Below are 24,069 nucleotides of genomic sequence, written 5' to 3'. Positions count from 1 at the left end.
CCTTGTCTGGCTAGTTCCATACGGCCGCCTAAGCTATTCCTTGACGGCGCCCAGTACGATTCCTTTAACGAAGTACCGTTGCAGAAGCGGGTAGACCGCCAGGATCGGAAGCATGGCAATGAAGATTTGCGCCGCCTTAACGCTTCGGTTCGACAGCATCTCCAATTGCTCGGGATTAATGCCGGTCTTGCTGAAGTCCTGCACCACGACGATCGTCTGCAGAAGCGTAGCCAGCGGCCACTGGTCCGCGGTTCTCAAATAGAGCATCCCGTCGAACCAACTGTTCCAATGGCCGACCAGCGTGAACAAGGACAGAGTCGCGATCGCGGGCAAGGAGACGGGCAAGTAGATCGAAGCGAAAATTTTGAAAGAAGAGGCTCCGTCCACGATGGCCGCTTCGTCCAGATCCTTGGGAATCGCCCGGAAGAAGTTCATCATGAGAATCATATTCCATACATTGACCAGATGCGGCACGATGAGCACCCAGAAGGAGTTCACCAGCCCGACCTTCTGAATGAGCATATAGTGAGGCACGAGTCCGGCATCGAAGATCATAATGATCAGGAAGAACCACACATAAAAGGTGCGGGCTTTGAATTCGAGATGGGTTCGCGACAGGGAAAAGGCCGCCAGCATGGTGACGATCATGCCCATCGCCGTGCCGATCAGGCTGCGCAGAACCGATACCGCGGTAGCGGACAGGAAGTTGTCGTTCTTAAAGGTCTGCGCGTAACTATCCAACGTGAAGTCGATGGGAAGGAACGTGACCAGATTGGAATCCGCGGCGGACTTCCCGCTCAGGGAGACGGCGAAAATATGTACCATCGGCATCACGCACAGAAGGGAAATCAAGATCAGAAAAGCGATGTTGAAGTAGGAAAACGTCCGATAGGACGGGCTTTTATAGTACATGGCATTGTCCTCCGTAGTTCTTTAACTTTAAAAAATGCGGTAATTCGCCACTTTGTAGGCGAAGTAATAACCGCCGCTGATCAAGACGAAGCCGACTGCCGATTTAAAGATGCCGACCGCGGTCGCCAGGCTGTATTGGCCTCCCTGGAAGGTGCGGTACACATAGGTATCGATAATATCGCCTTTCTCCAGAACCAGAGGATTCAGCAAATTGAAGATCTGATCGAAGTTGGCGTTCAGCACGTTCCCCAAGGACAAGGTGAAGACGACGATGATTATCGGAAGCAAGGAAGGCAAGGTAATATAGAGCGTCTGCTGCAATCTGCCGGCGCCGTCGATCTCGGAAGCTTCATAGAGAGCCGGATTGATGCCGGACAGCGCGGCCAGGAACACGATGGCCGAGAACCCGAATTCTTTCCACAGATCGCTGACGATGACCGTTGCCCGGAACCAGTTCCCGTCGCCGAGGAACAGGATCGGTTCGAGATGGAAGGCGGTCACCAACCGGTTGGCGAAGCCGTCCAACGAGAGCAAATCCAGCAAGATGCCGCCCAGAATGACCCAGGACATGAAGTGAGGCAGATAAACCAGCGTTTGAATCGATCGCTTCAAGGCGATATGGCGAATTTCATTCAATAGCAAGGCGAACGTGACCGGCACGACAAGGCCGAACAGGATTTTCAGAACCGAGATGAAGATGGTGTTCCAAATGACTTGCACGGAATCGTGCATGGTAAACATGAGCTTGAAGTTGTCCCAGCCGACCCAGGAAGATCCGCCGACGCCGAGCCAAGGTTTAAACTCCTGGAAGGCCATAATTACTCCGGGCATCGGGGCGTATTTGAAGACGAGAGCGACCAGCACGGCGGGTAGCAGCATGAGATGAAGCCTCCAGGTTTTGCGGAACGGGCGTTTATGTCTCGCCTTTAACGGGACCGCAGGCGACGATGGAATCGCGGTATTCTCCAAGCGAACTCCTCCTCCTAGGATGTTTGTGGAATAGACACATTCTATTCTGGAAGCGCTTTTTTTGATAGAATCCATTTTTAAGATCGCTGTCAAAATATTAAGGAGATGAAGCTATATGCGGCACAGGCCGGTGTTCCTCAAGATGAACGGGGCGCTTCTTATCTTGCTGCTCCTCATCCTTCTTCTGTACACCTACTTCAGCCGAACGAGCTTCCATGTTATCGATTCCCAGATGACGGACTACAACGAAAGCCAGCTTATGTTCCTCAAATACCAGATCGAATCCAATGCCGAACGGCTGTCTCTGGCTTCCAACCTCCTGGTCCGGGACTCCTCCCTCCTGGATTTGCAGCTCAGCATATTAACCCAAGACTACTACCGAATGTTGGACTTCCAGACCCATGTCAAGGAGAAGCTGAATCTCCAGAGCTTCTCCAGCAATTGGTCCAACCAGTTGTCCGTCTATTTGCCGGATATCCAAACCCGGGTATCGACCGATCTGAGCGACAGCTACGATCCCGGCGACCTGGAAGGAGCCGTCAATGGCAAATGGCGGTTTCATCTCGGCGATTCCCGGAGTTCCGCCTATTACCAGCTGTTCCTATGGGATCCGTTTCTGTCGGAAGCCGGCTCTCCGGCGGTCAATGCGGTGTTCGAGGTGCGATTCGGCCTCGACAATATTCGCAAAATGCTGCAGCATTACAAGCTGGACGGTCCGGGCGCCTGCTTTTTGCTTACGGCCGACGGCAGGGTCTTCTCCGACGAGGAGCCGAAGGACGGGGAGTTCGAGCAGCTCGGAGAGAAGCTGCTGAAGGAAGGGCTAAACGGCAACGGGCATCGAAATCAGCTGGTTAACGGCGAGAAAGTGTTTCTGAGTCACGCCTATCTTGCGGATCTGGATGCCTATTTGATCGATTTCGTTCCCACTCGCGTGTTCCACGAGCCGATCGTCAAGAGCCGGAATTTGTTTTATGCCAGCATGGGAGTGTTGATCGTCCTCGGACTCGCCGCCGCCTACCTGCTATATTTGAACGTGCAAAAACCGGTGGCGATGATCATGAAGGGCTTGAAGCGATTCGAGATAGGGGATTATTCGTTCCGGATCCATCGGAAGCTTCGCAATGAATTCGACTACATGATGCAGCACTTTAACGATATGGGGGCGAAGATCCAACATTTGATCCAGAATGTCTACGAAGAACAGGACCGGTCGCGGCTGGCCACCCTGAAGCAGCTTCAGTCCCAGATCAACCCGCATTTCCTGTACAATTGCCTCTCCTTTATCGCCGGCTGCGCCAAGATTGGCCACACGGAGACGATCAAGGAGATGGCTTATCACCTGGGAGGCTATTATCGCTATATCACGCGGGTCGAAAATCAAATGCCCCTCCTGCAAGAAGAAGCCGATCTCGTCACCCACTATCTGGAGATTTACTCGTTCCGGCTGGAGCGCGTCGAGTATCGGATCGATATTCCGCCGGATATGAGGGATGAGCCGGTGATGCGGCTGATCTTGCAGCCCGTCGTGGAGAATGCCGTCGTGCATGGGATCGAGCCCAAGCCCGGCAAGGGAACCGTCCTCATCGCAGGCCGCCGGGAGCCGGAGTGGAATGTTCTGACGGTCGAGGACAGCGGCGACGGAATGACGGAGCGGGAGATCGAAGCTTATATGCGGAAGCTGGATCAGCCTATGGACGGCGACACGGGATGCGGGCTTTGGAATGTTCACCAGCGATTGAAGCATCGGTTCGGCGCGGGAGCGGGCATCTTCATGCAGCCTTCGAACAGGTTGTCCGGATTGTGCGTGACGCTCCGTTGGAGAAGAGAAGAGGATTCGGGAGGAGAGAGCGCATGATCACCCTTCTGCTGGTCGACGACGAGCCGATGCTGCTGAAGAGCATGGCAGCCAACGGCTGGGAGCGTATCGGAATCGAGTGCGTTCTGCAGGCCTCTTCCGGACTGGAGGCGGCGGAAATTCTGAAGACGACCTCGGTCGACCTCGTCGTGACGGATATCCGAATGCCGGGCATGGACGGACTGCAGCTGTGCAAGCATATTCAGGAACGTTACCCTCGAACCAAATGCATTCTGTTGTCGGGATACGGGGAATTCGAGTATGCGAGGGACGCCATCCGTTATGGAACGGCCAATTACTTGTTGAAGCCCGTCAAGGACGAAGAGCTTATAGACGAGGTTGCCCGCGTCAAGTCCCTTATCGAGCGGGAACGGGAGCGGATCGGTTCCTTCGAAGAAGCCCGGCGGACGCTTCATGTCCATCTGCCCTTATTAAGATCCAACTTGCTGATCGAACTGTTGGCCGGGAACTCCGGATCTCATTCCGAATTGGCCAGGAAAATGGACGAGTACCGGCTGCCGTTCGAACTGGGCAGAGAGTGCGCGATGCTGCTGATCCGGTTGGATGGCGGCTTCGGCGAGTCCGATGAGGATTCCATGCTCTATGAGTTCGCCGTTCATAATATCGCAGGCGAACTATTGGAGTCGGATTTTCACGTATGGTCCTGCAAGGACTCCTATGGCTATTTATGCTATGTGCTGCAGGCCAAAACGACCGATCGCGGAAGTTCCGGCAGCCGCATCCATGACGCGACGTTGGATAGGACGGCACAGGAGCTGCAGGCGAAGGTATTCGGCTATCTCAAGGGGCGGATCTCCGTCCTGATCGGAAGTCCGTGCCGGTTGCCGGAGCAAGTCGCCGAGCCATACCGTCAATCCTTGAATGCGATCCGCAAGGTGCCGCGCAGCGAACGGGGAATCGTTGTCAGAGCCGAAGAGTCCCGTCCCCGGATCGCCCCGCTTCATTCCCTGTACAGCCCCCCAAGCTTTCAACAGCTGCTGGAAGCCGGACGATGGGCGGATGCGCGCGTCAAGCTAAGCAGCGTATTCGAGGAATTGCGCGCCAAGAAACTCGATACCGAAGAGCATATGCTGGAGATCGTTTGTTCATTGACGAATTCCTTTCTCTATATCGCCCATCTGCAGAGCAAGACCCTGATGGAACTATCGGGACTCGAGGCGGATCAGGCGTCGGATCCCCGGAGGCTAAGTCAATCCGGCCGGGTCGCGGAGTGGGCGGGCAAGCTGCTGGATAGCCTGGAATCCGTCAGCGTTCGCGAGCTTAAGGACGCGAAGAATCAGTTGATCGTCAAGATTCACCGCTTCATCGAGGAGCGGATTGCCGAAGACGTCTCTCTGCAGAAGATTGCCGACCATGTCAAGCTTCATCCCGCGTACTTATCCTCGCTTTATAAGCAGGAGATGAAAGAGAATATAAGCGACTTTATTCTGAGGTACCGGATGGAAAAGGCGGGGATCCTGCTTCGCGCGACGGATATCAAGATCTATGAGCTGGCAAGCCGGATGGGGTTCCAGAATCCGCCTTACTTCAGCAAGCTGTTCAAAAACTACTACGGCGTTACCCCGCAGGAATACAGGGATCGTTATCAAGCCGAATCTTAATAAATTCGCATGTCATCTTAAAACTTTGTCTCTTACCCGGTTGTAAGCGCTGTACTATGATGAGTTTGCAACTTACAAACCGATAGGGGGATTCGAATCGTCATGAGTAGAAAACGGTCGCTGCTGGCGCTGTCGCTGACCGCGCTCTTAACCCTTGCAGCATGTTCCGGGAAGAACGATAACAACGCGAACACGGCCGAAGGAGCCGACGGCACCGCAAGCGGACCGGTCCAATCGCAAGCCGCCTCGGAATCGCAGGATGCCATTGCCGAAGCCATTCGGAAAGGAACGTACAAGTTCGAGACGCCCGTGAAGATCACGACCGTCAAAGCGACCGACTCCACCATGAAGTACAAAAACGGCGAGAGCGCCGAAAACAACGTGCACACGAAATGGGCACGCGATGAATTGGGCATCGATATTAAATATTTGTGGCAAGTGCCCGGCGATCAATTCGCGACGAAGATGAGGTTGATGCTGACGTCGGAAGAGAGCCTGCCGGACGTGTTGATGACAGAGGATATGACTTTGCTTAACGAATTGATTCAATCCGGCAAGTACAAGGATATCACGGAGGATTACGAGAAGTACGCTTCGCCCACCATCAAGGAGATATATAACTCCAATCCGTTGATGTGGAGCCAGGTCACCTATGACGGCAAGAAAATGGCGTTCCCCAACTTCGCCCATGCCGGGAACGACAACGGCGTCATGTGGATCCGGCAGGATTGGCTGGACAAATTGGGCATGAAGGCACCGACGACCTTCGAAGAGTTGGAAGTCCTTATGCAAGCCATGCTGGACAAGAAGCCGGGCGGTTCCGACAAAATCGTCCCTCTCGGCGTAAGTCTCGGATCCGGGGGCTCCAACCCCAGCATCTTTAACGGCTGGCTGGGAGAGAGCACGTGGGTGTTCGGACCCTCGGGCACGATTCCCAACCAGTGGCTGGAGAAGGACGGGGAGCTGGTTCACGGGTCGACACGGCCGGAGATGAAGGAAGGCTTGACCCGGCTAAGAGACTGGTACGACAAGGGCTATATCTCGAAGGAAGCGGGCTTGCATGACGAGAACAAGCTGGCCGAATTAATCGGGCAAGGCAAAGTCGGCATCGTCGTCGCGCCTTACTGGCTGCCGAACTGGCCGATTCCCGATCTGGAGAAAAACGTGCCCGGCGCGACGATGAATCCTTATCCGTTGCCGTCCCTAAACGGCAAGGCGGCGGCACGGGACTCCACCTTCCTTCGGGGCGGCTTGATCGTCAAGAAGGATTTCGAGCACACCGACGCCCTGTTCCTCTACCTCAACCGCATTTTCGAAAAAGGAAAAACGGGAAGCGAGTTCGAGAACGGCTGGTACGAGGATTACGACTACACCGTCAAAGCGGACGGAACGATCTCCGTTGACGATGCGGATATCCCTGGCGGCAAGGTCGGTCCGGCCAAATATTTGCTGATGGAGCCGAAGAATCCTTTTACCAATCTGAAGACGCTGGCCAAAATGAGCAGAGGAGCCGAGCCGAGCTCGGCGGAAGAAGAGAGAGCGCTGAGAACGAACCCTAAAGTTCTGAAGGCGGGAGAATACGTGGACGACGGCTGGCAAGCGAATACGTACGTTCCGAACGCGTTCACGGGCTCTCCTACCGCAACGATGCAAACCAAAAACGGCATTCTGTCCAAATTGGAAGGCGAGACGTTCCTTGGCATCATTTACGGCAAAAAGTCGATGGACGACTTCGATAAATTCGTCAAGGAGTGGAATAAAATCGGCGGCGAACAAGTCACCGAAGAAGCCAATGAGTGGTATCAAAAGTCGAAATAAGTAGCATGGGAGCCATGCGATCGATGCGGGCTCCCGTTGCACGGCTTAACCATTCCGCGAAACGAGGTGTTGGATGGATGAACAACAAACGGATGCCCTTCAAGGTATTCAAGTTCGTCGCTGCCGCGGTGGCGCTGATGATGATGGCGGCTTGGGCCATGCCGCCTGCCGCGGCAGTTGCGGCGCAAACGAATGGAAGCGTTTACTATGTCGATTCGGCCGGCGGCGACGACTCGAATGCGGGCACAAGCCCGGAGACGGCGTGGCGGACGCTGGACAAGGTGAACGCCTCCGTCTTCGAGCCGGGCGACTCTATTTTGTTCAAGGCGGGCGGGGTTTGGAACGGGACGCTGTCTCCCCAAGGATCGGGATCGGCCGGCCATCCGATCCGGATCGACAGGTACGGCGACGGCAACAAGCCTCTGATCGCCGGCGGCGGAGCGGAGGCGGCGGTCTACTTCTATAATCAGGAGCAGTGGGAAGTCCGCAATCTGGAGATCACCAACGATTCCGATACGAGGGCAGCCCGCAGAGGGATTCACGTGGACGGCAGCAGCGGCGGGTTCTCCAATCCGCGGGTTTATCGTCATTTTCTGTTCGAGAATCTGGACATTCACAACGTGAAGGGCGATCCTTCGAACGATTACGCGCATAACGGCGGGATTATCGTCTGGGGAACGAATTGGGACTATCACGTATCGGACGTGGTTGTGAACAACTGCGCGATCTACGCGGTGGACAGCGTCGGCATCTATCTGAACGGGGCGCAGAACACGTATTCCTCGGATCTGAAGGTGACGAATAACGTCATTTACGATGTGGGGGCCGACGGCGCTTTTATTCTGAATACGACGAACGGCGTCATCGAGCACAACGTTGTCCACGACATGCACGTTCGCGCTAGCGGCTACCATGTTCCGCTGTGGGTGTGGGGAACGAAGGATGCGGTCATTCAGTTCAATGAAGTCTACAATACGGCAGCGGGCGGCGACGCCCAGGCGTTCGACGCGGATTACAACAGCGACGGTACGATTATCCAATATAATTACAGCCATAACAATGCCGGCGGCCTGGTGCTGGTGGTGAACGACGGCACGAAGGCCGGCAATTTCAACACCGGCACGATCGTTCGATACAATATCAGCCAGAACGACGGCGGAGCCGTATTCAACTTCAACGGCACGCCGAACCATACGAAGGTGTACAACAATACCGTTTACCTTCCCCGGTACTCGGAAGCGAAAGTCATCAACCATTCCAATTGGGGCGGATACGCCAGCAACACGTCCTTCTACAACAATATCATCTACAACCTGGGCTCGGGCGGATACAGCTTCGGCAGCAGCACGAACAATGTATTCGAGCGCAATGTATTCTACGGCAATCATCCGCCGAGCGAGCCGGCCGATCCGTACAAGATAACCGCGGACCCGCTGCTGGCTTCGCCCGGCTCGGCCGGCATCGGCATGGACAGCGCCGCGGGCTACCAACTGCTCGACACGTCTCCGGCGATCGGCTCCGGCGCGTTGATGGCGGACAACGGAGGCCGCGATTATTTCGGCAATCCGGTAGCTTCCGATACGGCCGCGCCGAATATCGGAGCGTACGAGGGACCGGGGCTCGACCCCGACAATCTGCCGGAGCTTCCTTCGCCGCCGCCGGAGACCAACCTGCTGAAGAACGCCGATTTCGAGAAGGGCGACTTCTCCAATTGGCCGACCGTGTATAACGGCGCCGCCATTGCGGGCGATGCCCATTCCGGCCACTACGCGGCCCGACTGACCGGTTCCTATGCGGGCGCCGAGCAGGTCGTCGGCGGCTTGTATCCGAACACGATCTACAAGCTGTTCGCGTGGGGCAAAAGCGAGGGCGGCGGCGACGCGGTGTTCGGCGTCAAAAACTTCGGCGGCGCGTCTGCGGTAGACGTTCACGTGAATTCGGCCAATTATACGCGCAAGGAATTGACGTTCACGACCGGAAGCGACAGCACGAGCGCCACCATCTACTTGTACAAAGCCGGCGGCGAAGGAAGCGTGCTGTTCGACGATCTGGAGCTCTACCAGTTCAGCGCGGCGCCAGGCGGAGATTCGGGCCCGCCCGACGATTATGAGACCGGCACGAATGACGAGTTCGATTCCGGCGCGCTGAACGATCAGTGGCATTGGATCCGGGAAAATCCGAACAAATGGTCGCTTGACGCGCAGCCGGGCCACATGCGAATCGTCGCCGAGAACGGCGATATCGCGAACGGCACGGCCAGCGCGAAGAATATTTTGCTGACAGGCGCTCCGGACGGGGATTGGACCCTCGAGACGAAGCTGGACGGCAAGCCGACGTCCGCGTGGTCGCAGGGCGGATTGATCGTCTACGTCAACGACGATACGTATATTCGGATGACCCGGCTGTACGGGACAGGGAATCAGTTCCAGTTCGATGCCAAGAACAATGGAGAGCGCGTCCATGAGGAGACGGCGGATACGATCGGCTCGTCGTCGGCGTATTTGCGAATCGTGAAAAGCGGCAATACCTATAGCGGTTATTATTCGGCCGACGGAGTTGCCTACGCGCAGGTCGGCACGACGCGGACGTTAGACTTCGCCGCTCCGAAGATCGGACTGACCGCTTGCGCGGGAACGGGACTTACCGCTAACTTCGATTACTTCCATATCGTTCCGGCGCCGGAACCGGCGTCCAATCTCTTGAACAACCCGGGCTTCGAGACCGGCGACTTCGCCGGCTGGAATAATCATTTCAACAATGCGGCGGTCGTAGGTGAAGAGGCGCATAGCGGCGAATACGCGGCAGTGCTGACAACGCAGTACGGCGGCATTCAGCAGACGGTTACCGGCCTGGAACCGAACACCTCCTACACGATCTCCGTCTACGCCAAGACGGAGGGCGGGGTCAGCGGCGAGTTCAGCATCAGCGAATACGGCAGCTATCTGCGTACGTTTCCGGTTCGTTCGGCCGATTATGAGCGGAAGTCCTATACGTTCACGACCGGCAGCAACAATACGAAGGTGACGCTGGAGCTCTACAAACGCTCGGCCGGAGGAGCGGTTTATTTCGACGATCTGGAGTTGGTCAAGGCAGGTGCGTCCGTATAAGTCGGGAGGCGGAGGAATGAATCGGGCGATCGTCGCGTCGGTTTGCTTGGTTGCGCTCGCAATAGCGGCCATCGGGTATTACGTGCTGCCTCGAACTGCCGCGGAGGACGCCGCTGTAGCTTCGGTGAACGGGGAGCCCGTTGCGATGGCGACGCTCGAACGGGCGATGCGCGGACAGCGGGCCGCGGTAATCGAATATTTCCGGAAGAAGGGCCTGGCAACCGTCGACAAGCGTTTCTGGCATACCCGATTCGGCGGCGAAGCGCCGATCGACGTGCTCAAGAACCGAGCGCTGCAGGCGGTTGTCAAGGAACGGGTCGAACTGGCGTTGGCCAAGTCGATCGGTTTAATCGCGGATACGTCCGACGAGGACTTGATGCGGGAGAAGGCGGAAGAGAACGAGCGCAGAGCCAAGGCCGTACGGAACGGCGAACCGATCTATGGACCGGCGAAGCTCGATACAGGCATGTTCATGGCTTATTATTTCAGCAATTTAACGATCCGGTTGAAGGACAAACTGGCGCAGACGAAGCTGGCCGCGACGGATGAACAGCTGCGAAGCTACTACGACAGCATCAAAGAACTTCGGTTCAAGCGGGAGGATACGCTGGACTTCGCGTTAGTCTCCGTCTCTTATCTGGGCGAAGACGGGAGCGGCGCGAGCGGGAAGAAGCGGCAAGCGCAAGAGGCTCTGACGGCGATCAGAGAGCGGATTGTCCGGGACGAAGACCTCGATGCCGCAGTCGCCGACATCCGGAAGGAGTATCCCGACCTCGAGGCGGTTGTCGCGCGACGGACGTTCTCTCCTGACAACGCCCGTACGTATGCGAGATACGAGCCGGCGTTGTTTCAGGCATTGACCTCCCAGCCGGCAGACCGGCCGGTCAGCGAGGCGATCGACGAATCGTCGAACGGGAGCCTGGCGGTCTTCCGGGTGCTTGACCGGCGGGAGGGCGGCTACGACCGATTCGAAGACAGGGCGGAGAACGTCCGGAACCTGTATATCGACCAGGCATTCGAGGCTTATGTGGATGCGCTGGTCCGGGAGGCCGACGTGCAAATCGACGAGGAACGGTATGCTAAGGCGACGATCGAGTGACGCCGTTTCCGAAGGAATTTTCTATAAAAGGAACGAAATTGCAAGCGGGTTGGCTTCTTTGTTATCGATAGGGGGAGTCTCATTACAAAACTGCAGGCTAAAAACCGATTGCAAGCGTTGGAACGTGTCAGGACACTAGAATGGTTCTGATCCGTTCCTCTTTTTTGCTCAGAACATCTCCACACCCTCTCTCAACTTTTTCGCGTTTGGCGATAGGCTGGGTTGATCATAAACCTATTGGAATCAGGTATAATCGGCAAGAAGAAAGGTATTTAGAAAAAGTGACTACAATCAAGCGCCTAAGTAAGAGCGTATTTCCATGCCTGATTGCTGCATTGTTGATTCAGCCATTTTCATATTAGCATCCTTTATCGAAAGGATAAATTTATGGGGCAAGCTGCGAAACGATTTATAGATGAATTGCAATCTATCATTCGAAATGTTATGGCGCTATTCACTCGGTCGTTAGGGTGAAAAAATGACGTATTGGAAAAGGCTGTTGAAGTTACAACGCGAGGGAGAAGAGCGATAATGAATGCATTGGAGCAAGCCGTAAAGAACAATTTAACCGTTCGCATCATATCCGGCGCGGAGCTGCAGGCTCGCGACGTCAGGCTGATTACGGTCCGCGCGGATCAGTTCGAGGAACGGCGGAGCATCTACGAGCTGCACCGCCATGACGATTGCTACGAGATCTTCTGGCTAAGCTCCGGCAGCGGGGAAGTGCAAATCGACTTTCAGAAGTACGCCTATTCTTCCCACTCGGTATGCTTGATCTCCCCGGGCCAAATTCACGGCCTGATCGAGAATCGATCGGAGGAGCCGCCGGAAGGGTACATTCTGGTCTTTCCGAGGGAGTTGCTTGCCGGCGCCCAAGCCGAATATGTCGATCGATCCGCGAGCTCGCTCGTCCAATGGTCCGGACACAATCCGTTCTGCCGCATAGAGCCGGAGCAATCCGCCATCTTCCGCGATTTATTCCGGTTGCTGGAACGCGAATTATCGGCGGGAAGGAAGTATCGCAAGGCTGCCGTTTGGAATTACGTGCAGCTGCTGCTTATCGAGATCGGCCGAGCCGGCGAACGCGCACAGGAAGCCCATCGGGAGGAAGCGGGATTCCTTCTGACCAAGCAGTTTCTTGCCCTCGTCGAAGCCCAGTTTCACACCGTGAACGGCGTGTCCGAATACGCGTCACGGCTTCACGTGACGCCGAGTCACCTGATCGAATCCGTGAAGAAGACGTTGGGCAAATCGGCAGGCGAAGTGCTCCAGGAACGGAAGCTGCTCGAGGCGAAGCGCCTGCTCCGCTATTCGAAGTTGCCCATTCGGGATATCGCGTTTCGGTCGGGCTATCAAGACCCTTCCTACTTCGGGCGATTATTCAAGAAGAGGACCGGAGCGACTCCGATCGCCTTCCGCAAACAGGACTAGCGCGCGGCAGCGCTCTGCTCTTTAATCCGACTCTCCCCAAACCGTCTCTCCACCGTCTCACTACCGTCTCTCCGCTTAGCCGCGGAAGGCGGATTTCTTCTTTTTCCCGTCCAAAACCGGACTTCTTATGGCACTTTCCCCCTCTCCATTGACGCTGCCGACTCGGAGCGAGCATAGTAGCAGACAAAGAAGCAACCAAGAAGGAGGAGTAGGCATGAGCTGGGAAAAGACGATCCGGGAGAGGCGCAGCATTCGCAAATTCAACTCCGACCCCGTGACCGAGGAACAAATCGCCGCGTTGTTTCGGGAAGCCGAAGGGCTGTGCCCTTACGACGGCCGAGCCCGTTGGCGTTATCTATATGCCGGCACGGAGGAAGCGCGCCGTCGGCTGGCCGACTATTTGCTGGAGAAGGTATTGGATAGCAAGATGGCTCGGTTGGTGCCGGGCAAGCTGATCGAGGTTTACCGGAAACGGTTTATGGAGGCGCAGGCCAACGTCGTCGTTATTGCCGAGAAGGACAACGATCCTTCGAAGCATGACGAGAATTACGGCACCGTCTGCCGAATTCTGCAGAACGCGCAGCTGCTGGGCTGGAAGCGGAAGCTGGGGATGATCTGGGTCACGGAATCCTACATCCAGAACGAGACGTTCTTTGCCCGAATCGGGCTGCAGGCTAACGAAAGGTTCGTCGGCGTGCTGCAGATCGGTCATTTCGACAAAACTCCGAAGGGAAAATCGCGGACTCCCGCCGAACGCTTCTGGACCGATGGCGGAGAGCGGCCGAACCGTTCGGGCGAAATCCGGCCGGATACGAGGGAGCTGGTGCTCGAGCTGCTGAATCACGCCGTTTGGGCTCCGAATCACGGACTCAGGGAGCCGTGGAGATTCCATTATCGGTCCGGGGACGCCGTCCGCGGGCTGCAAACGGGAACCGCCGAAGCGCGGGAGCTTCTCATCGTAACGAACAAGCAGGAGAGCGACGAGTTGAAACGGAACGAGAACCTGGCGGCGACGTTCTGCCTCGTTCAGAACTTCAAGCTGCTCGGAGAGGAGAGAGGGTTGACGGGGAAGGTCGTTTATCCGGAATGGATGCGAGATCGGGAAGCCTGCCAAAGGCTGGGCATTCCGGATAAGGAACGGGCGGCTGCCGTAGTCGAGATCGTTCGCGGGCCGGAGAGCAAACAGACATCCCGGGCTTCTGCCGAAGCTTCGCCTCGTTGGAGTCTGCTTTAGGTAGACGGAACGTGGCAAAGAAAGTAAACTGAAACTGCAATCGAAAGTTTCTAAATACAAACGGTATGGAGGGAACACCATGGGAAAGATCGCGATTTACGGCTTTGGACGTATCGGAAGGCAGCTGCTGCGGGTAGCGTTGCAGGACAATCTATTCGTTCCGTTATCGATCTCGGACATTAAGGACGAGGCGACGTTAGCCGCCCTATTCGAAGTCGACACGAACTACAAGCGCTGGCCGGAGCAAGTATCCGCCGCGGAAGGGCATATCGTCATCGGCGGTCGCGACATCCTGTACCTGAACTCCTCGAAGGAAATTCCCGATTGGAAGGCGCTCGAAGTGGATTTGGTCATCGATTGCACCGGCAGAGCCGTTACGCGGCAGGTTGCCCAGCTTCATCTGGAGCGCGGCGCCAACCGGGTGCTCGTCAGCGGCCCGAGCAAAACGCTGGACGATTGCGATGCCGTATTATTGAAAGGAATCAATCTGGATACGTTCGATCCGGACAAGCATAAGATCATCAGCATGGCGAGCTGCACGACGAACGCGCTCGCGCCGGTCGTCAAGGTCGTCCGCGAGAGCTTCGGCATCAAATACGGCCTGTTCTCTACCGTTCATTCCTATACGAACACCCAATCGCTAACGGATCAACCGATGAAGGACCGCCGGGACTCCTGGGCCGCCGCCGAGAACATCATCCCGTCGTCGTCCGGCGCGGCCAAGGCTCTTAAGTTCATCTGGCCCGACCTGCAGATCACGGGCAAGGCTTACCGCATCCCGACCCGCACGGGCAGCATCGCCGAGCTCAACCTGGTCACGGAGAAGCCGTGCACCGCGCAGGAGATCAACGACCTCTTCCGCAGCAAGGCGAAGGAAGGCGAGCTTGCGGGCGTGCTGGACGTTCTCGAAGGCGAGTGGGCTTCCTCCCGCATCGTCGGAGACTCGCATTCCTCGATCATCGATCTGCCTCTCACCCATGTGCAAGGAGAGCTCGTATCCATCGCCGCATGGTACGACAACGAGTGGGGCTACGCCTCCCGCCTGGCGGAGGTAGCCGCTTTCTTGGCGGGACAAGGCAAGTAACGGAGTAACGAAGATCAACGAATTAGTGCGGCGAAATCGGCTGCTTGCAAGACAATATGCAAAGAGAAGACCAAGGGCACAACCTCCGTTACGTCAGGTAACGGAAGGTTGTGCCCTTGGTTTAAACCGGGGGTATAGTTACGCGTGATGAATTCGCGGCATCGGCATCGGTTCCTTGCCGAGCTCGGCCCAGATGTACTTCAGAAGAAGCTCCGTCTTCAGCCGTTCGTGCGCCGGATCGTCCCACAGGTTGCGAAGCTCGCCGGGATCCGCCTCCAGATCGAACAGCTCGCCGTAGGTCTGATTGTAGTACACGGTGATTTTATAGCGTTCGTCCACGTAAGTCTTCTGATGAATCGTCGTAGGCTCGTGCCGGAATTCGCAGATCGCGTGCTTCCTGGCGTGCTGCTTCTCGCCGAGCCACACCTCTCGTTGATCGATGCCGGTCATGGCGGAAGGAATCGGGATGCCGCTGAACGACAAGAAGGTCGGAGCCAGGTCCACCAAGGACTGGATGGCGCCCGAACGGCGGCCTGCGGGCACCTTGCCGGGGTAACGGACGATAAACGGAAGCTTGATCAAATCTTCGTAATGGAATCCGCCCTTGGCCTGGAGGCCGTGCTGGCCGAAAAAATGGCCGTGGTCCGTCGTGAAGACGACGAGGGTATTCTCGGCCAACCCGAGGGCGTCCAGCTTGTCGAGGATCTTCCCGATATACTTGTCCATCATGCTGATCATGCCGTAGTAGACGGCGACCAGCTTCTTGCGGTCGTCCTCCGTCAACCGGAATTTCGTGCCGTACTCGTAATAATGATGGGAGCGATAGCCGTGAATGCCGAACCCGGTCTCGGCCAGGTAAGAGAAGTCCGGGTTCTCCTCTTGGGTGAGCCCGAAGTGCGGCGGGTTGCGATCGTGCTCTCCGGGGACGAGGGACGGAATCGTCAGCTTATCCGGATCGTACATCGTATCCCAAGGCTCCGGCACCAAGTACTCCGGATGAGGATCGAAGAAGCTGGACCACAGGAAGAACGGCTCGTCCGCCTCCTTGTACTCCTCCAGCAAGGAATTGGTGCGTTCCGCGATCCAAGTATTGTAGTGATACTTTTCCGGAATGGGCCACTTGTACGTCATCGCGGGATCCATCGTGCCGGTCGGCGGCAGGAAGTAGTCCCGCCAATTCTCGCAGCCTTGCTCTTCCATCCACAGAGCGTAATGCTGGCCGACATGGGCCTCGTTCGTATGGTTGCGGGCAAGCTCGACATGGTCGAAGCCGTAGAAGGGTCCCCCGAATTGCCTCCAATAGTCCAAATCCTGCAGAAGCGGATAGGCTTCTACCGATTCGTAAGCTTCGGTCGACTTCAAGGGTTGGAAGTGCGCCTTGCCGATCAGCGCGGTCCGGTAGCCGGCAGCCATGAAGTCCTCTCCGACGGTATGACGGTCCTCCAGCAGCTTCGTGCCCAGCGTCCAAGCTCCGTGCTGGCTCGGGTACATGCCGGTAATCATCGAGGCTCTGCTAGGGGTGCAAGTCGGATTCGGGCAATAGGCCCTGTCGAACGTCGTGCCTTCCCGGACCAGGCGGTCCAGGTTCGGCGTGGAGATCTCCGGTTGGAACGCGCCGATGGTATTCCAATGCTGCTGATCGCTGGTTATTAGCAAAATGTTAGGTTTTCTAGACAAGGATTATCCCCTCCTAGTATGATACTAGTGAATTTATATGGATTTATAAATATCAGCATGTTAGATTATTATTGTCATTTTGTTGCATGTGGATAGGAAAATGAAGGAGAAGGGAGAGGGCGGGATTGATGCAGGAGTACGATTACGAATTTGCCCAATTCATTTATTATACGCCCGGCAATCTGGATAAAGAGGCTCAGCTCTGGCCGGTCAGGGCGGGACGCAGCATCGCGAAGCCCAACTACAAGGTCGGTCCGAAGAGGATCGAATGCTACAGTCTTCATTTCGTATACGACGGCAGGGTCAGGGTCGAATGGGACGGCAATTGGGCGGAGCTGCAAAAAGGGGATCTGTTCTGCCTGTTCCCGGGAAGAACGTATCACTACCGCATGCTTCCCTCGGAATCGCCGCTTAGGATGAGCTGGCTGGCGCTGGACGGCGCCAGGGTTAAATCCTTGCTCTCGCTGGCGGAGGTGTCGCCTTCGGCGCCGTACCGCAGGCAAGCGTTCGCTTCCGCGACGCAAGAGACGGCCGAGAGCGCGATCGAAGCGTTGGCCGGAGCGGAGCGGTGGAAGCCGGCCGAAGCGATGGCGCTCCAGTCCATGATCTGCAGGCTGTTCGCGGAACTCATCCCCGACGGAGCCTCCGTCGATGCCGAGGAGCCTTCCGGCTGGATTCGCGAGTGCATCGGGTTCATGGAGCTTCACGCGACGGAGGGGATATCCGTTCAGCAGGTGGCGGAATTCGCGGGCGTGCACCGTTCTTATTTCTCGGGCGTGTTCGCCGGTCAAGTGGGCATGCCTCCTCTGAAGTACATCCAGAAGATCCGCATGGAGAAGGCTCAGCGGCTGCTTTCCGAGACGGACGCGACGGTGACGGAGATCGCCTTTTCTCTTGGCTATCCGAATTTGTATACGTTTACAAGAGCTTTCAAAAGCTACTTCGACTTATCGCCGTTAGCCGTGCGCGCGAAGCGCGGCCGAGAGGCAACGGATGAATAACCGCAAAGGAGCCCGGCGTCTATGAAGCTTCCGTTTCTGCGCAGAATCCTCTCCCCCCGATTGAACATGCAAGGGAAAATCTTCATCGCGTTCGGTTTGGCCGCGCTTCTGTCCATCGTGTCCGTGACCAGCATCATCTACATGAACATGCGCGAGACGATCAAGGATAACGCGGTCACCTCCGTCCTGGACAGCATCCGCCAAGCCGACGAATCGGCCAACATCATGCTGCAGGAGATCGATCGGCTGAATACGGTCGTCGTGACCAACAAGTACGCCGTTATCGATACGATCTTAAGCCCTAGCGAGGAGATCAGCTATGAATGGTTTCAGGAGCAGAAGCTGATTACCGGGTTCCTGTCGGGCTTGATCGATTACAAGCCTTATATCACCCGAATAGCCGTGGTCGGACTGAACGGGAAAGTATTCTTCTCCGGCGGTCCCTGGCTGGACCGCACGTTTCTGGAGACGCCGATGATGGACTATATGCTGAATAACGGATCGCGGCACGCGTATTTCAAGCCGCAAGGATCGGCGGACGCCATCACCGTCGGGCGCGAGATCCGCTACGATCGCGAGGCGATCGGCGTCGTGATGGTGGATTTGAACTACGATTTTATCAAGAAAACATACGGCGTGAAGCCGACCGAGGATAGCCTGCTGTACGTGCTGGACGAGCAGAACGGGTTCGTTTATCAGACCGAGCCGACGTCGACGGGCGCTCCCGGCCAAGAGACGCTCGTCAAGCTCAAGCATCAATTCGCGGGCCAAGGAGATGCCGCCGAGAAGACGATCGGAGGCCGATCTTATATCGTCGTCAGCCGGCAATCCGCCTACACGGGATGGACGACGCTGGCGCTCATTCCGACGGATTCCCTGCTCAGCGAATCCGCCCGGATCCGCAACTTGATGATCGAGGTGTCGGTCGTCGTCTTTATCGTTGTCCTGTTCGTCTCGCTCCAGATGTCGTCCCGGACCACCATCCACATCCGGCGTTTGAAGTCGATGATGTCGCGGGTCAAGGAAGGGAACCTGGATTTTCCGAGAACGGAGATCAAGTCCAAGGACGAGATCGGAGAGCTCAATCAGGTCTTTATCGGCATGGTGGAGGAGCTGAAGAGTCTGATGGAAGACATCCGGATGAGTGAGAGAGAGAAGCGGGAGGCGGAGTTGACTGCCCTGCAGGCGCAGATTCGCCCCCATTTTCTCTATAATTCTCTCAATACGATCAAGTACTTGGCCAAGCTGAACGGCGTGCCCAACATCGAAGAGGCGTCCGGCGCGCTCATCGAGCTGATGCGGGGAGTATTGGGCAATTCGAACGAGTTTCTGACGGTGCGGGAGGAGCTCGATTACGTATTCAGCTATGTCGCGATCGAGAAATACAAGTTCCTGGCGCCGATCCGGGTCGAGACGCAGGTCGAGGACGAGTCGCTGCTGGAATGCCGGGTGCTCAAGCTGATGCTTCAGCCGCTCGTGGAGAACGCGATCATCCACGGCGTCGGCCCATCCGAGCAAGGCGGCGTCGTGCTCATTCGGGTCTATGAGGAACAGGAGATTCTCAAGATCGAAGTGACCGATAACGGGCAAGGCATGACGAAGGAACGGATGGAGATTCTGCTGGGGCAGCCGGGAACGGAAGAGAAGCCGTCGCGGTTCTCCGGCATGGGGGTGAGCAACGTGCATGAACGGATTCACCGGATGTACGGCGATCCGTACGGCGTCAAGCTGTACAGCGAGCCCGGGCTCTATACGAAAGCGGAGATTTGGTTCCCCCGATTGCCCGATACGGAAAATAACCCGAAAGAGGTGCTGAGCCATGTACCAAGTGCTGCTAGTTGATGACGAGCCGCTCGTGCGCCACCATTTATCGAGACTATTGAATTGGGAGAAGCACGGCTTCGAGCTTCGCGGCGAAGCCTTTAACGGCTCCATGGCGATGGAGATGATCGAGCGTTCGGAGCCCCACGTGGCGATTTTGGACGTAAACATGCCCGGGATGAACGGCGTGGAGCTCAACCGGTCGATCCGAGGACGATTCCCGTCCGTGAGAACGATCATGCTGAGCAGCTACGACGATTACGATTACGTGCGGGAATGCCTTAAAGACGGGGCGACCGATTATTTGCTCAAGCATCGGCTGGACGAATCGGCTCTTCTCTCGACATTGAACAAAGCTGTCGCGGACCGGGGACTTGGAACCCTCGCGACGGGGGAGAAGAGCGCCGAATCGGCGGTTGAAGATCCGTCCCGTCCGACAGCGGTCCTTCGCGATTATCTCGCGGATTTGGCGAGGGGGAAGCCCGGAGCGGCGGAGAAGCTGGAAGCTTACGCGAAGGAGAGCGGGCTGTTCCCGGGCGCGAAAGGCTTCGTGGCGGCGGCCGTGCAGATCATCTCCTTCCGGCTTCTGACGGAAGGACGCAGCGACGTGGAGACGAGCCGGCTCTCGCGGCAGGCCGTCGACATCATGCAGCAGAGCCTGGGCGACGTTCGGGAACGAACGGCAGCCTATGCGGAGGACGGGCGGCTGATCGTCTTGTTCGCGTTCAAGGAACGAAGCGAGCATCTCATCGCCGGCGAGGTCAGCCGCGCGGCGAGCAAGCTTCAATATGCGCTCGAGCTGTTCCTGAACCAGAAGTGCATGGTAGCGGCCGGCCATGTGTGCGGCAGCCTGTCGCAGCTTGGCGCCAGCTACGGCACGGCGACGCGGGCGCTCGACTTGACGCCGTCGTCCGCTCAGCCGCAAGGCCTGTTCGACGCGCGCGTCTCCCTGACCATCGAGGAGCAGAAGGAGCTACTGCTCTCGATCGAGCTTCTGGACGTGGAAGGCATGAATCGGCTGCTGGCCTCCGTGTTCTCCTCCGTTCGCGGACAGCCGGTCCATTCTCAGACGGTGCAGATGATCGTCAGCGAGCTGCTGCATATCGGCGACAAAGCCGTTAAGAAGTGGATGCCCGCGCTGTCGTCCGAAGGCGCCGGCGAGCTCCCTTCGCGCGGCGGTCTCGGGAAGATCGCCGACATCGGCGAACTGGAGCGATGGCTTCAAGCTTATTACGCCAGCCTGTTGGAGCTATTGAAGCGCCGCCGCGCGAACGGCCCATATTCCCGGCATGTCTCGCAGGCGATCGAGCTCATTCTGGAGAAGTACCCGGGCTATATCACGCTGGAGATGGCGGCCGGAGCGATCGGACTCCATCCTTCGTACTTAAGCCGGATCTTCAAAGAGGAGACGCGCTCGACGTTCTCCGAATACCTCAACCGGGTTCGCATCGACGTCAGCTGCAAGCTGCTGGAGAGCGGCCGATATACGATCAAGCAGATCAGCACGCAGGCGGGCTTCGCCAACTACAATTATTTTTTCAAAGTGTTCAAGGAAGTAAAAGGCATGACGCCGCAGGCTTATCTGAACGGCGACCGCAGCGTCAAAAAAGTGGAGTGAATAGTCATATTATTGCAATTGGCAGCGCTTGCGCGGCAAGTAAAATGATTGTACGCCGCTAAAGCGCTTACAGGCACGATTCGGCGATTACACAAAAAGCGGAGGTCACAGATTTATGCTTAAACGCTGGCAGAACTACGCAATCGGCACGGTGGTCGCTTCCACCTTGGTACTCTCCGGGTGCAGCTCCGATTCCGGCTCGAACGACGAAGCCGGGGCATCGGCTTCGGCTCCGTCATCGGCGGCCAATGCCGTCAAACCGAGCGGGTTCCCGATCGTGGAGCAGCCGATCAAGCTGAAGTTCTTCACCCGGATCGCCCCCACCAACGGACCGTTCAAGGACATGCCCGTCTTCCAGGAGTACGAGAAGATGAGCAACGTCCAGGTCGAATTCACCGAAGCGCCGACGGACGGCTTCCAAGAGAAGAAGAACCTGCTGTTCGCGTCCAACGAGCTTCCCGACGCGCTGTACCGCTCGCAGCTTACGCAGTTGGAAGCCATTCGGTACGGAGCGGCCGGCCAACTGATTCCGCTTGAAGGCTTGATCGAGCAATACGCGCCTAACCTCACCGCCCTGATGGAGCAATATCCGGAGATCCGCTCGGGCATCACGACTCCGGAAGGCCATATCTACGCCATTCCGGGCATCGTCACGCTGGATTCCGCCCGCACGGACAAGAAATGGATCAACCAGGCGTGGCTGAAGAAGCTGAACCTGAAGATGCCGGAGACGACCGATGAGCTGTATGACGTGCTCGTCGCCTTCCGGGACCAGGACCCGAACGGGAACGGGCAGAAGGATGAGCTTCCGCTGACCGCGCGGACTCCGGTGGCCGGTCAAGGGCTGCCGATCGTGAACATGATGAGCGGTTCGTTCGGCTTGGACTTGCAGATGGGCTACAACATCAATATCGCCGACGACAAAGTCGAAATCTGGATGGGCAACGAACGGAACAAAGAAATGCTCATGTACCTGAACAAGCTTTATCAGGAGAAGCTGCTCGACCCCGAGATGTTCTCGCAGAAGGAAGCGGACTATCTGGCCAAGCAAGCGTCGGGGAACACGGGCATGTTCTTCGACCAGACGAACAACGTGTTCCTCGAGATCCAGGATCAATATACGGGCATGTCGCCGGTCAAGGGTCCTCACGGCGACCAGCTTCAGAGCCAAGGCGCGCCGATCGCGCGGGACTTCGGAGCGTTCGCGATTACCTCCGTCAATAAATATCCGGAAGTGACGATGCGCTGGATCGATTACTTCTACAGCGACGAAGGCTCCACGCTGCTTCGCTTCGGCCGGGAGGGCGAGAATTACGAGCTGAGAGACGGAATTCCTTATTATACGGACGCCTTCATGGAGACGGGCAACCAGCCGAAGATCACGCCGTATGCCGGCGGCGGAGCGCCTCATCTGATCAGCGAGAAAGTGGCCTCCCTCATCAATCCTCCGCAGGTTCAGGAAGCTCAGGATAAGCTTACTCCGTACATGCCCGAGGTCCGCTACGCGGCGCCGATGTTCGACGAGGAGACGGCTCAGAAGGTCAACATCCTGCGCAACGATCTCGACAAGTACTACGAGGAGCAAAGCACGAAGTTCATTGCCGGCGCGCTCAGCTTCGACAAATGGGACGAGTTCCAGGCGACGCTGAAGAAGCTCAAGATCGACGAGCTGCAGCAAATCTATCAGGAAGCGTACGACAAGATGGCGAAGTAAACCCGGTCCGCGCCGGAATTGCTATGGAGAGAACGGGGAGGAGCTCTATCTGATGGGCGATCGCAAGCGCCGTTTGGCGTCGTCCGTCCCGGAGGGAGGCTCCTCTCTCGCAATCGGATAAGGAGTCGATAGATATGGAGATCTCGCAAGCGGAGACGGCGGAAGAGGCGGCTAGAGGCCTTGCGCGCAGGAGCGGAGGCATGCTCGGACGGATGGCCAAGCGATTCGACCTCTACTTGATGCTCTTGCTGCCGATCGCTTGGTATTTGCTTTTTCACTACGGTCCGCTGTACGGGTTGCAGATCGCCTTCAAGGATTTTAATCCGGGCAAAGGGATCGGCGGAAGCGAATGGGTAGGCTTCGATCATTTTCAGAGGTTTTTCGAATCGTACTATTTCGAGAGATTGCTATGGAACACGCTGTCCATCAATCTTTTCTCCCTGCTGATCGCGTTCCCCGTTCCGATCATCCTGGCGTTGATCGTGAACGAGCTTCGCAGCAAGTCGTTCAGCAAGTGGCTGCAGAACATCACCTTTATTCCCCACTTCATGTCCGTGGTCGTCATCGTCGGCATCCTGTCGGTCTTCCTCTCCCCGAACACGGGCCCGGTCAACAAGCTGATCGAGGCGTTCGGGGGCGAGCCGATCCGCTTTATGGAGTCCGCGGGCTGGTTCAAGACGATCTTCATAAGCTCGAATATTTGGCAGAACATGGGCTGGCAATCGATCATCTACATCGCGGCGCTCAGCGGCGTGAATCCGCAGCTGTACGAGGCGGCCAAGATGGACGGGGCTTCGAGGCTTCGGCGCATCTGGCACGTCTCCCTGCCGGGGATCGTTCCGGTTATCGTCATTCTGCTTATCCTGGATATCGGCCACTTCATGGACGTCGGCTTCGAGAAAATTCTGCTTATGCAGAATAACCTGAACCTGGAGTCCAGCGACGTGATCTCGACGTTCGTTTATACGACGGGCATTCTGAACGGCGAGTACAGCTATACCGCCGCGATCGGCCTGTTCAACTCGCTGATCAACCTAACGCTGCTGCTGCTCGTGAACCGATTCGCGCGCCGAACGGCGGAGACTAGCCTATGGTAAAGGAGGCCAA

General features: G+C 56.9%; 16 protein-coding genes. 13 read left to right on the top strand and 3 right to left on the bottom strand.

The genetic code is table 11. From position 1 onward, the window contains the following. Nucleotides 1-33: 33 nt before the first annotated feature. Both H7B67_RS11145 and H7B67_RS11140 read right to left on the bottom strand, forming a co-directional pair. Nucleotides 34-912: a carbohydrate ABC transporter permease gene (locus H7B67_RS11145; RefSeq protein ID WP_185119897.1), complete on the bottom strand. Its 879-nt coding sequence runs from the start codon at nucleotides 910-912 to the stop codon at nucleotides 34-36. A gap of 27 nt (nucleotides 913-939) precedes the next feature. After that, on the bottom strand, nucleotides 940-1,791 hold the full coding sequence (locus H7B67_RS11140; RefSeq protein WP_245363271.1) for an ABC transporter permease: 852 nt from the start codon (nucleotides 1,789-1,791) through the stop codon (nucleotides 940-942). 205 nt (nucleotides 1,792-1,996) lie between these two features. On the opposite strand from H7B67_RS11140, the gene H7B67_RS11135 reads away from it, so the two are divergent. From H7B67_RS11135 to H7B67_RS11100, 8 genes are all read left to right on the top strand, one after another. Continuing rightward, entirely contained in the window at nucleotides 1,997-3,736 is a 1,740-nt protein-coding gene (locus H7B67_RS11135; RefSeq protein WP_185119895.1) for a sensor histidine kinase, read from the top strand. Then, entirely contained in the window at nucleotides 3,733-5,358 is a 1,626-nt protein-coding gene (locus H7B67_RS11130) for a response regulator transcription factor (RefSeq protein ID WP_185119894.1), read from the top strand. Before H7B67_RS11135 ends, H7B67_RS11130 begins: the two co-directional genes overlap by 4 nt. 102 nt (nucleotides 5,359-5,460) lie before the next feature. After that, a complete protein-coding gene (locus H7B67_RS11125; RefSeq protein ID WP_185119893.1) occupies nucleotides 5,461-7,176 on the top strand; it encodes a type 2 periplasmic-binding domain-containing protein in 1,716 nt (571 codons plus the stop codon). Between the two features lie 77 nt (nucleotides 7,177-7,253). Beyond that, a complete protein-coding gene (locus H7B67_RS11120; protein ID WP_185119892.1) occupies nucleotides 7,254-10,283 on the top strand; it encodes a beta-xylosidase family glycoside hydrolase in 3,030 nt (1,009 codons plus the stop codon). A 16-nt stretch (nucleotides 10,284-10,299) separates the two neighbouring features. Further along, on the top strand, nucleotides 10,300-11,382 hold the full coding sequence (locus H7B67_RS11115; RefSeq protein ID WP_185119891.1) for a hypothetical protein: 1,083 nt from the start codon (nucleotides 10,300-10,302) through the stop codon (nucleotides 11,380-11,382). 531 nt (nucleotides 11,383-11,913) lie between these two features. After that, entirely contained in the window at nucleotides 11,914-12,813 is a 900-nt protein-coding gene (locus H7B67_RS11110; protein ID WP_185119890.1) for a helix-turn-helix domain-containing protein, read from the top strand. Nucleotides 12,814-13,027: 214 nt separating this feature from the next. Next, on the top strand, nucleotides 13,028-14,047 hold the full coding sequence (locus H7B67_RS11105; RefSeq protein WP_185119889.1) for a nitroreductase family protein: 1,020 nt from the start codon (nucleotides 13,028-13,030) through the stop codon (nucleotides 14,045-14,047). Between the two features lie 79 nt (nucleotides 14,048-14,126). Further along, nucleotides 14,127-15,131, top strand: coding sequence for a type I glyceraldehyde-3-phosphate dehydrogenase (locus tag H7B67_RS11100; protein ID WP_185119888.1), 1,005 nt, complete (start codon nucleotides 14,127-14,129; stop codon nucleotides 15,129-15,131). Nucleotides 15,132-15,269: 138 nt separating this feature from the next. Here H7B67_RS11100 and H7B67_RS11095 read toward each other — a convergent pair whose 3' ends face one another. After that, a complete protein-coding gene (locus tag H7B67_RS11095) occupies nucleotides 15,270-16,808 on the bottom strand; it encodes a sulfatase family protein (protein WP_185119887.1) in 1,539 nt (512 codons plus the stop codon). 128 nt (nucleotides 16,809-16,936) lie between these two features. On the opposite strand from H7B67_RS11095, the gene H7B67_RS11090 reads away from it, so the two are divergent. From H7B67_RS11090 to H7B67_RS11070, 5 genes are all read left to right on the top strand, one after another. Next, entirely contained in the window at nucleotides 16,937-17,809 is an 873-nt protein-coding gene (locus H7B67_RS11090; protein ID WP_185119968.1) for an AraC family transcriptional regulator, read from the top strand. A gap of 21 nt (nucleotides 17,810-17,830) precedes the next feature. Next, a complete protein-coding gene (locus H7B67_RS11085) occupies nucleotides 17,831-19,651 on the top strand; it encodes a sensor histidine kinase (protein ID WP_185119886.1) in 1,821 nt (606 codons plus the stop codon). After that, nucleotides 19,629-21,248 (top strand): response regulator, encoded by a 1,620-nt coding sequence (locus H7B67_RS11080; RefSeq protein ID WP_185119885.1) that lies wholly within the window; start codon nucleotides 19,629-19,631, stop codon nucleotides 21,246-21,248. The genes H7B67_RS11085 and H7B67_RS11080 overlap by 23 nt, the downstream gene beginning before the upstream one ends. 115 nt (nucleotides 21,249-21,363) lie before the next feature. Continuing rightward, entirely contained in the window at nucleotides 21,364-22,962 is a 1,599-nt protein-coding gene (locus H7B67_RS11075) for an extracellular solute-binding protein (protein ID WP_185119884.1), read from the top strand. Nucleotides 22,963-23,162: 200 nt separating this feature from the next. After that, nucleotides 23,163-24,059 (top strand): ABC transporter permease, encoded by an 897-nt coding sequence (locus H7B67_RS11070; protein WP_245363315.1) that lies wholly within the window; start codon nucleotides 23,163-23,165, stop codon nucleotides 24,057-24,059. Nucleotides 24,060-24,069: the final 10 nt, after the last annotated feature.

Origin of the sequence: Cohnella thailandensis, assembly GCF_014212135.1 — a bacterium.
Taxonomy (GTDB): Bacteria; Bacillota; Bacilli; order Paenibacillales; family Paenibacillaceae; genus Cohnella; species Cohnella thailandensis.
The sequence above is the reverse complement of the archived record's forward strand: the minus strand, read 5'-3'. Positions and strand labels throughout refer to the sequence as shown.

Coding starts and splice junctions, on each gene's coding strand:
- H7B67_RS11145 (WP_185119897.1), bottom strand. CDS start 912: ATGTACTATAAAAGCCCGTCCTATCGGACGTTTTCCTACTTCAACATC.
- H7B67_RS11140 (WP_245363271.1), bottom strand. CDS start 1,791: ATGCTGCTACCCGCCGTGCTGGTCGCTCTCGTCTTCAAATACGCCCCG.
- H7B67_RS11135 (WP_185119895.1), top strand. CDS start 1,997: ATGCGGCACAGGCCGGTGTTCCTCAAGATGAACGGGGCGCTTCTTATC.
- H7B67_RS11130 (WP_185119894.1), top strand. CDS start 3,733: ATGATCACCCTTCTGCTGGTCGACGACGAGCCGATGCTGCTGAAGAGC.
- H7B67_RS11125 (WP_185119893.1), top strand. CDS start 5,461: ATGAGTAGAAAACGGTCGCTGCTGGCGCTGTCGCTGACCGCGCTCTTA.
- H7B67_RS11120 (WP_185119892.1), top strand. CDS start 7,254: ATGAACAACAAACGGATGCCCTTCAAGGTATTCAAGTTCGTCGCTGCC.
- H7B67_RS11115 (WP_185119891.1), top strand. CDS start 10,300: ATGAATCGGGCGATCGTCGCGTCGGTTTGCTTGGTTGCGCTCGCAATA.
- H7B67_RS11110 (WP_185119890.1), top strand. CDS start 11,914: ATGAATGCATTGGAGCAAGCCGTAAAGAACAATTTAACCGTTCGCATC.
- H7B67_RS11105 (WP_185119889.1), top strand. CDS start 13,028: ATGAGCTGGGAAAAGACGATCCGGGAGAGGCGCAGCATTCGCAAATTC.
- H7B67_RS11100 (WP_185119888.1), top strand. CDS start 14,127: ATGGGAAAGATCGCGATTTACGGCTTTGGACGTATCGGAAGGCAGCTG.
- H7B67_RS11090 (WP_185119968.1), top strand. CDS start 16,937: ATGCAGGAGTACGATTACGAATTTGCCCAATTCATTTATTATACGCCC.
- H7B67_RS11085 (WP_185119886.1), top strand. CDS start 17,831: ATGAAGCTTCCGTTTCTGCGCAGAATCCTCTCCCCCCGATTGAACATG.
- H7B67_RS11080 (WP_185119885.1), top strand. CDS start 19,629: ATGTACCAAGTGCTGCTAGTTGATGACGAGCCGCTCGTGCGCCACCAT.
- H7B67_RS11075 (WP_185119884.1), top strand. CDS start 21,364: ATGCTTAAACGCTGGCAGAACTACGCAATCGGCACGGTGGTCGCTTCC.
- H7B67_RS11070 (WP_245363315.1), top strand. CDS start 23,163: ATGCTCGGACGGATGGCCAAGCGATTCGACCTCTACTTGATGCTCTTG.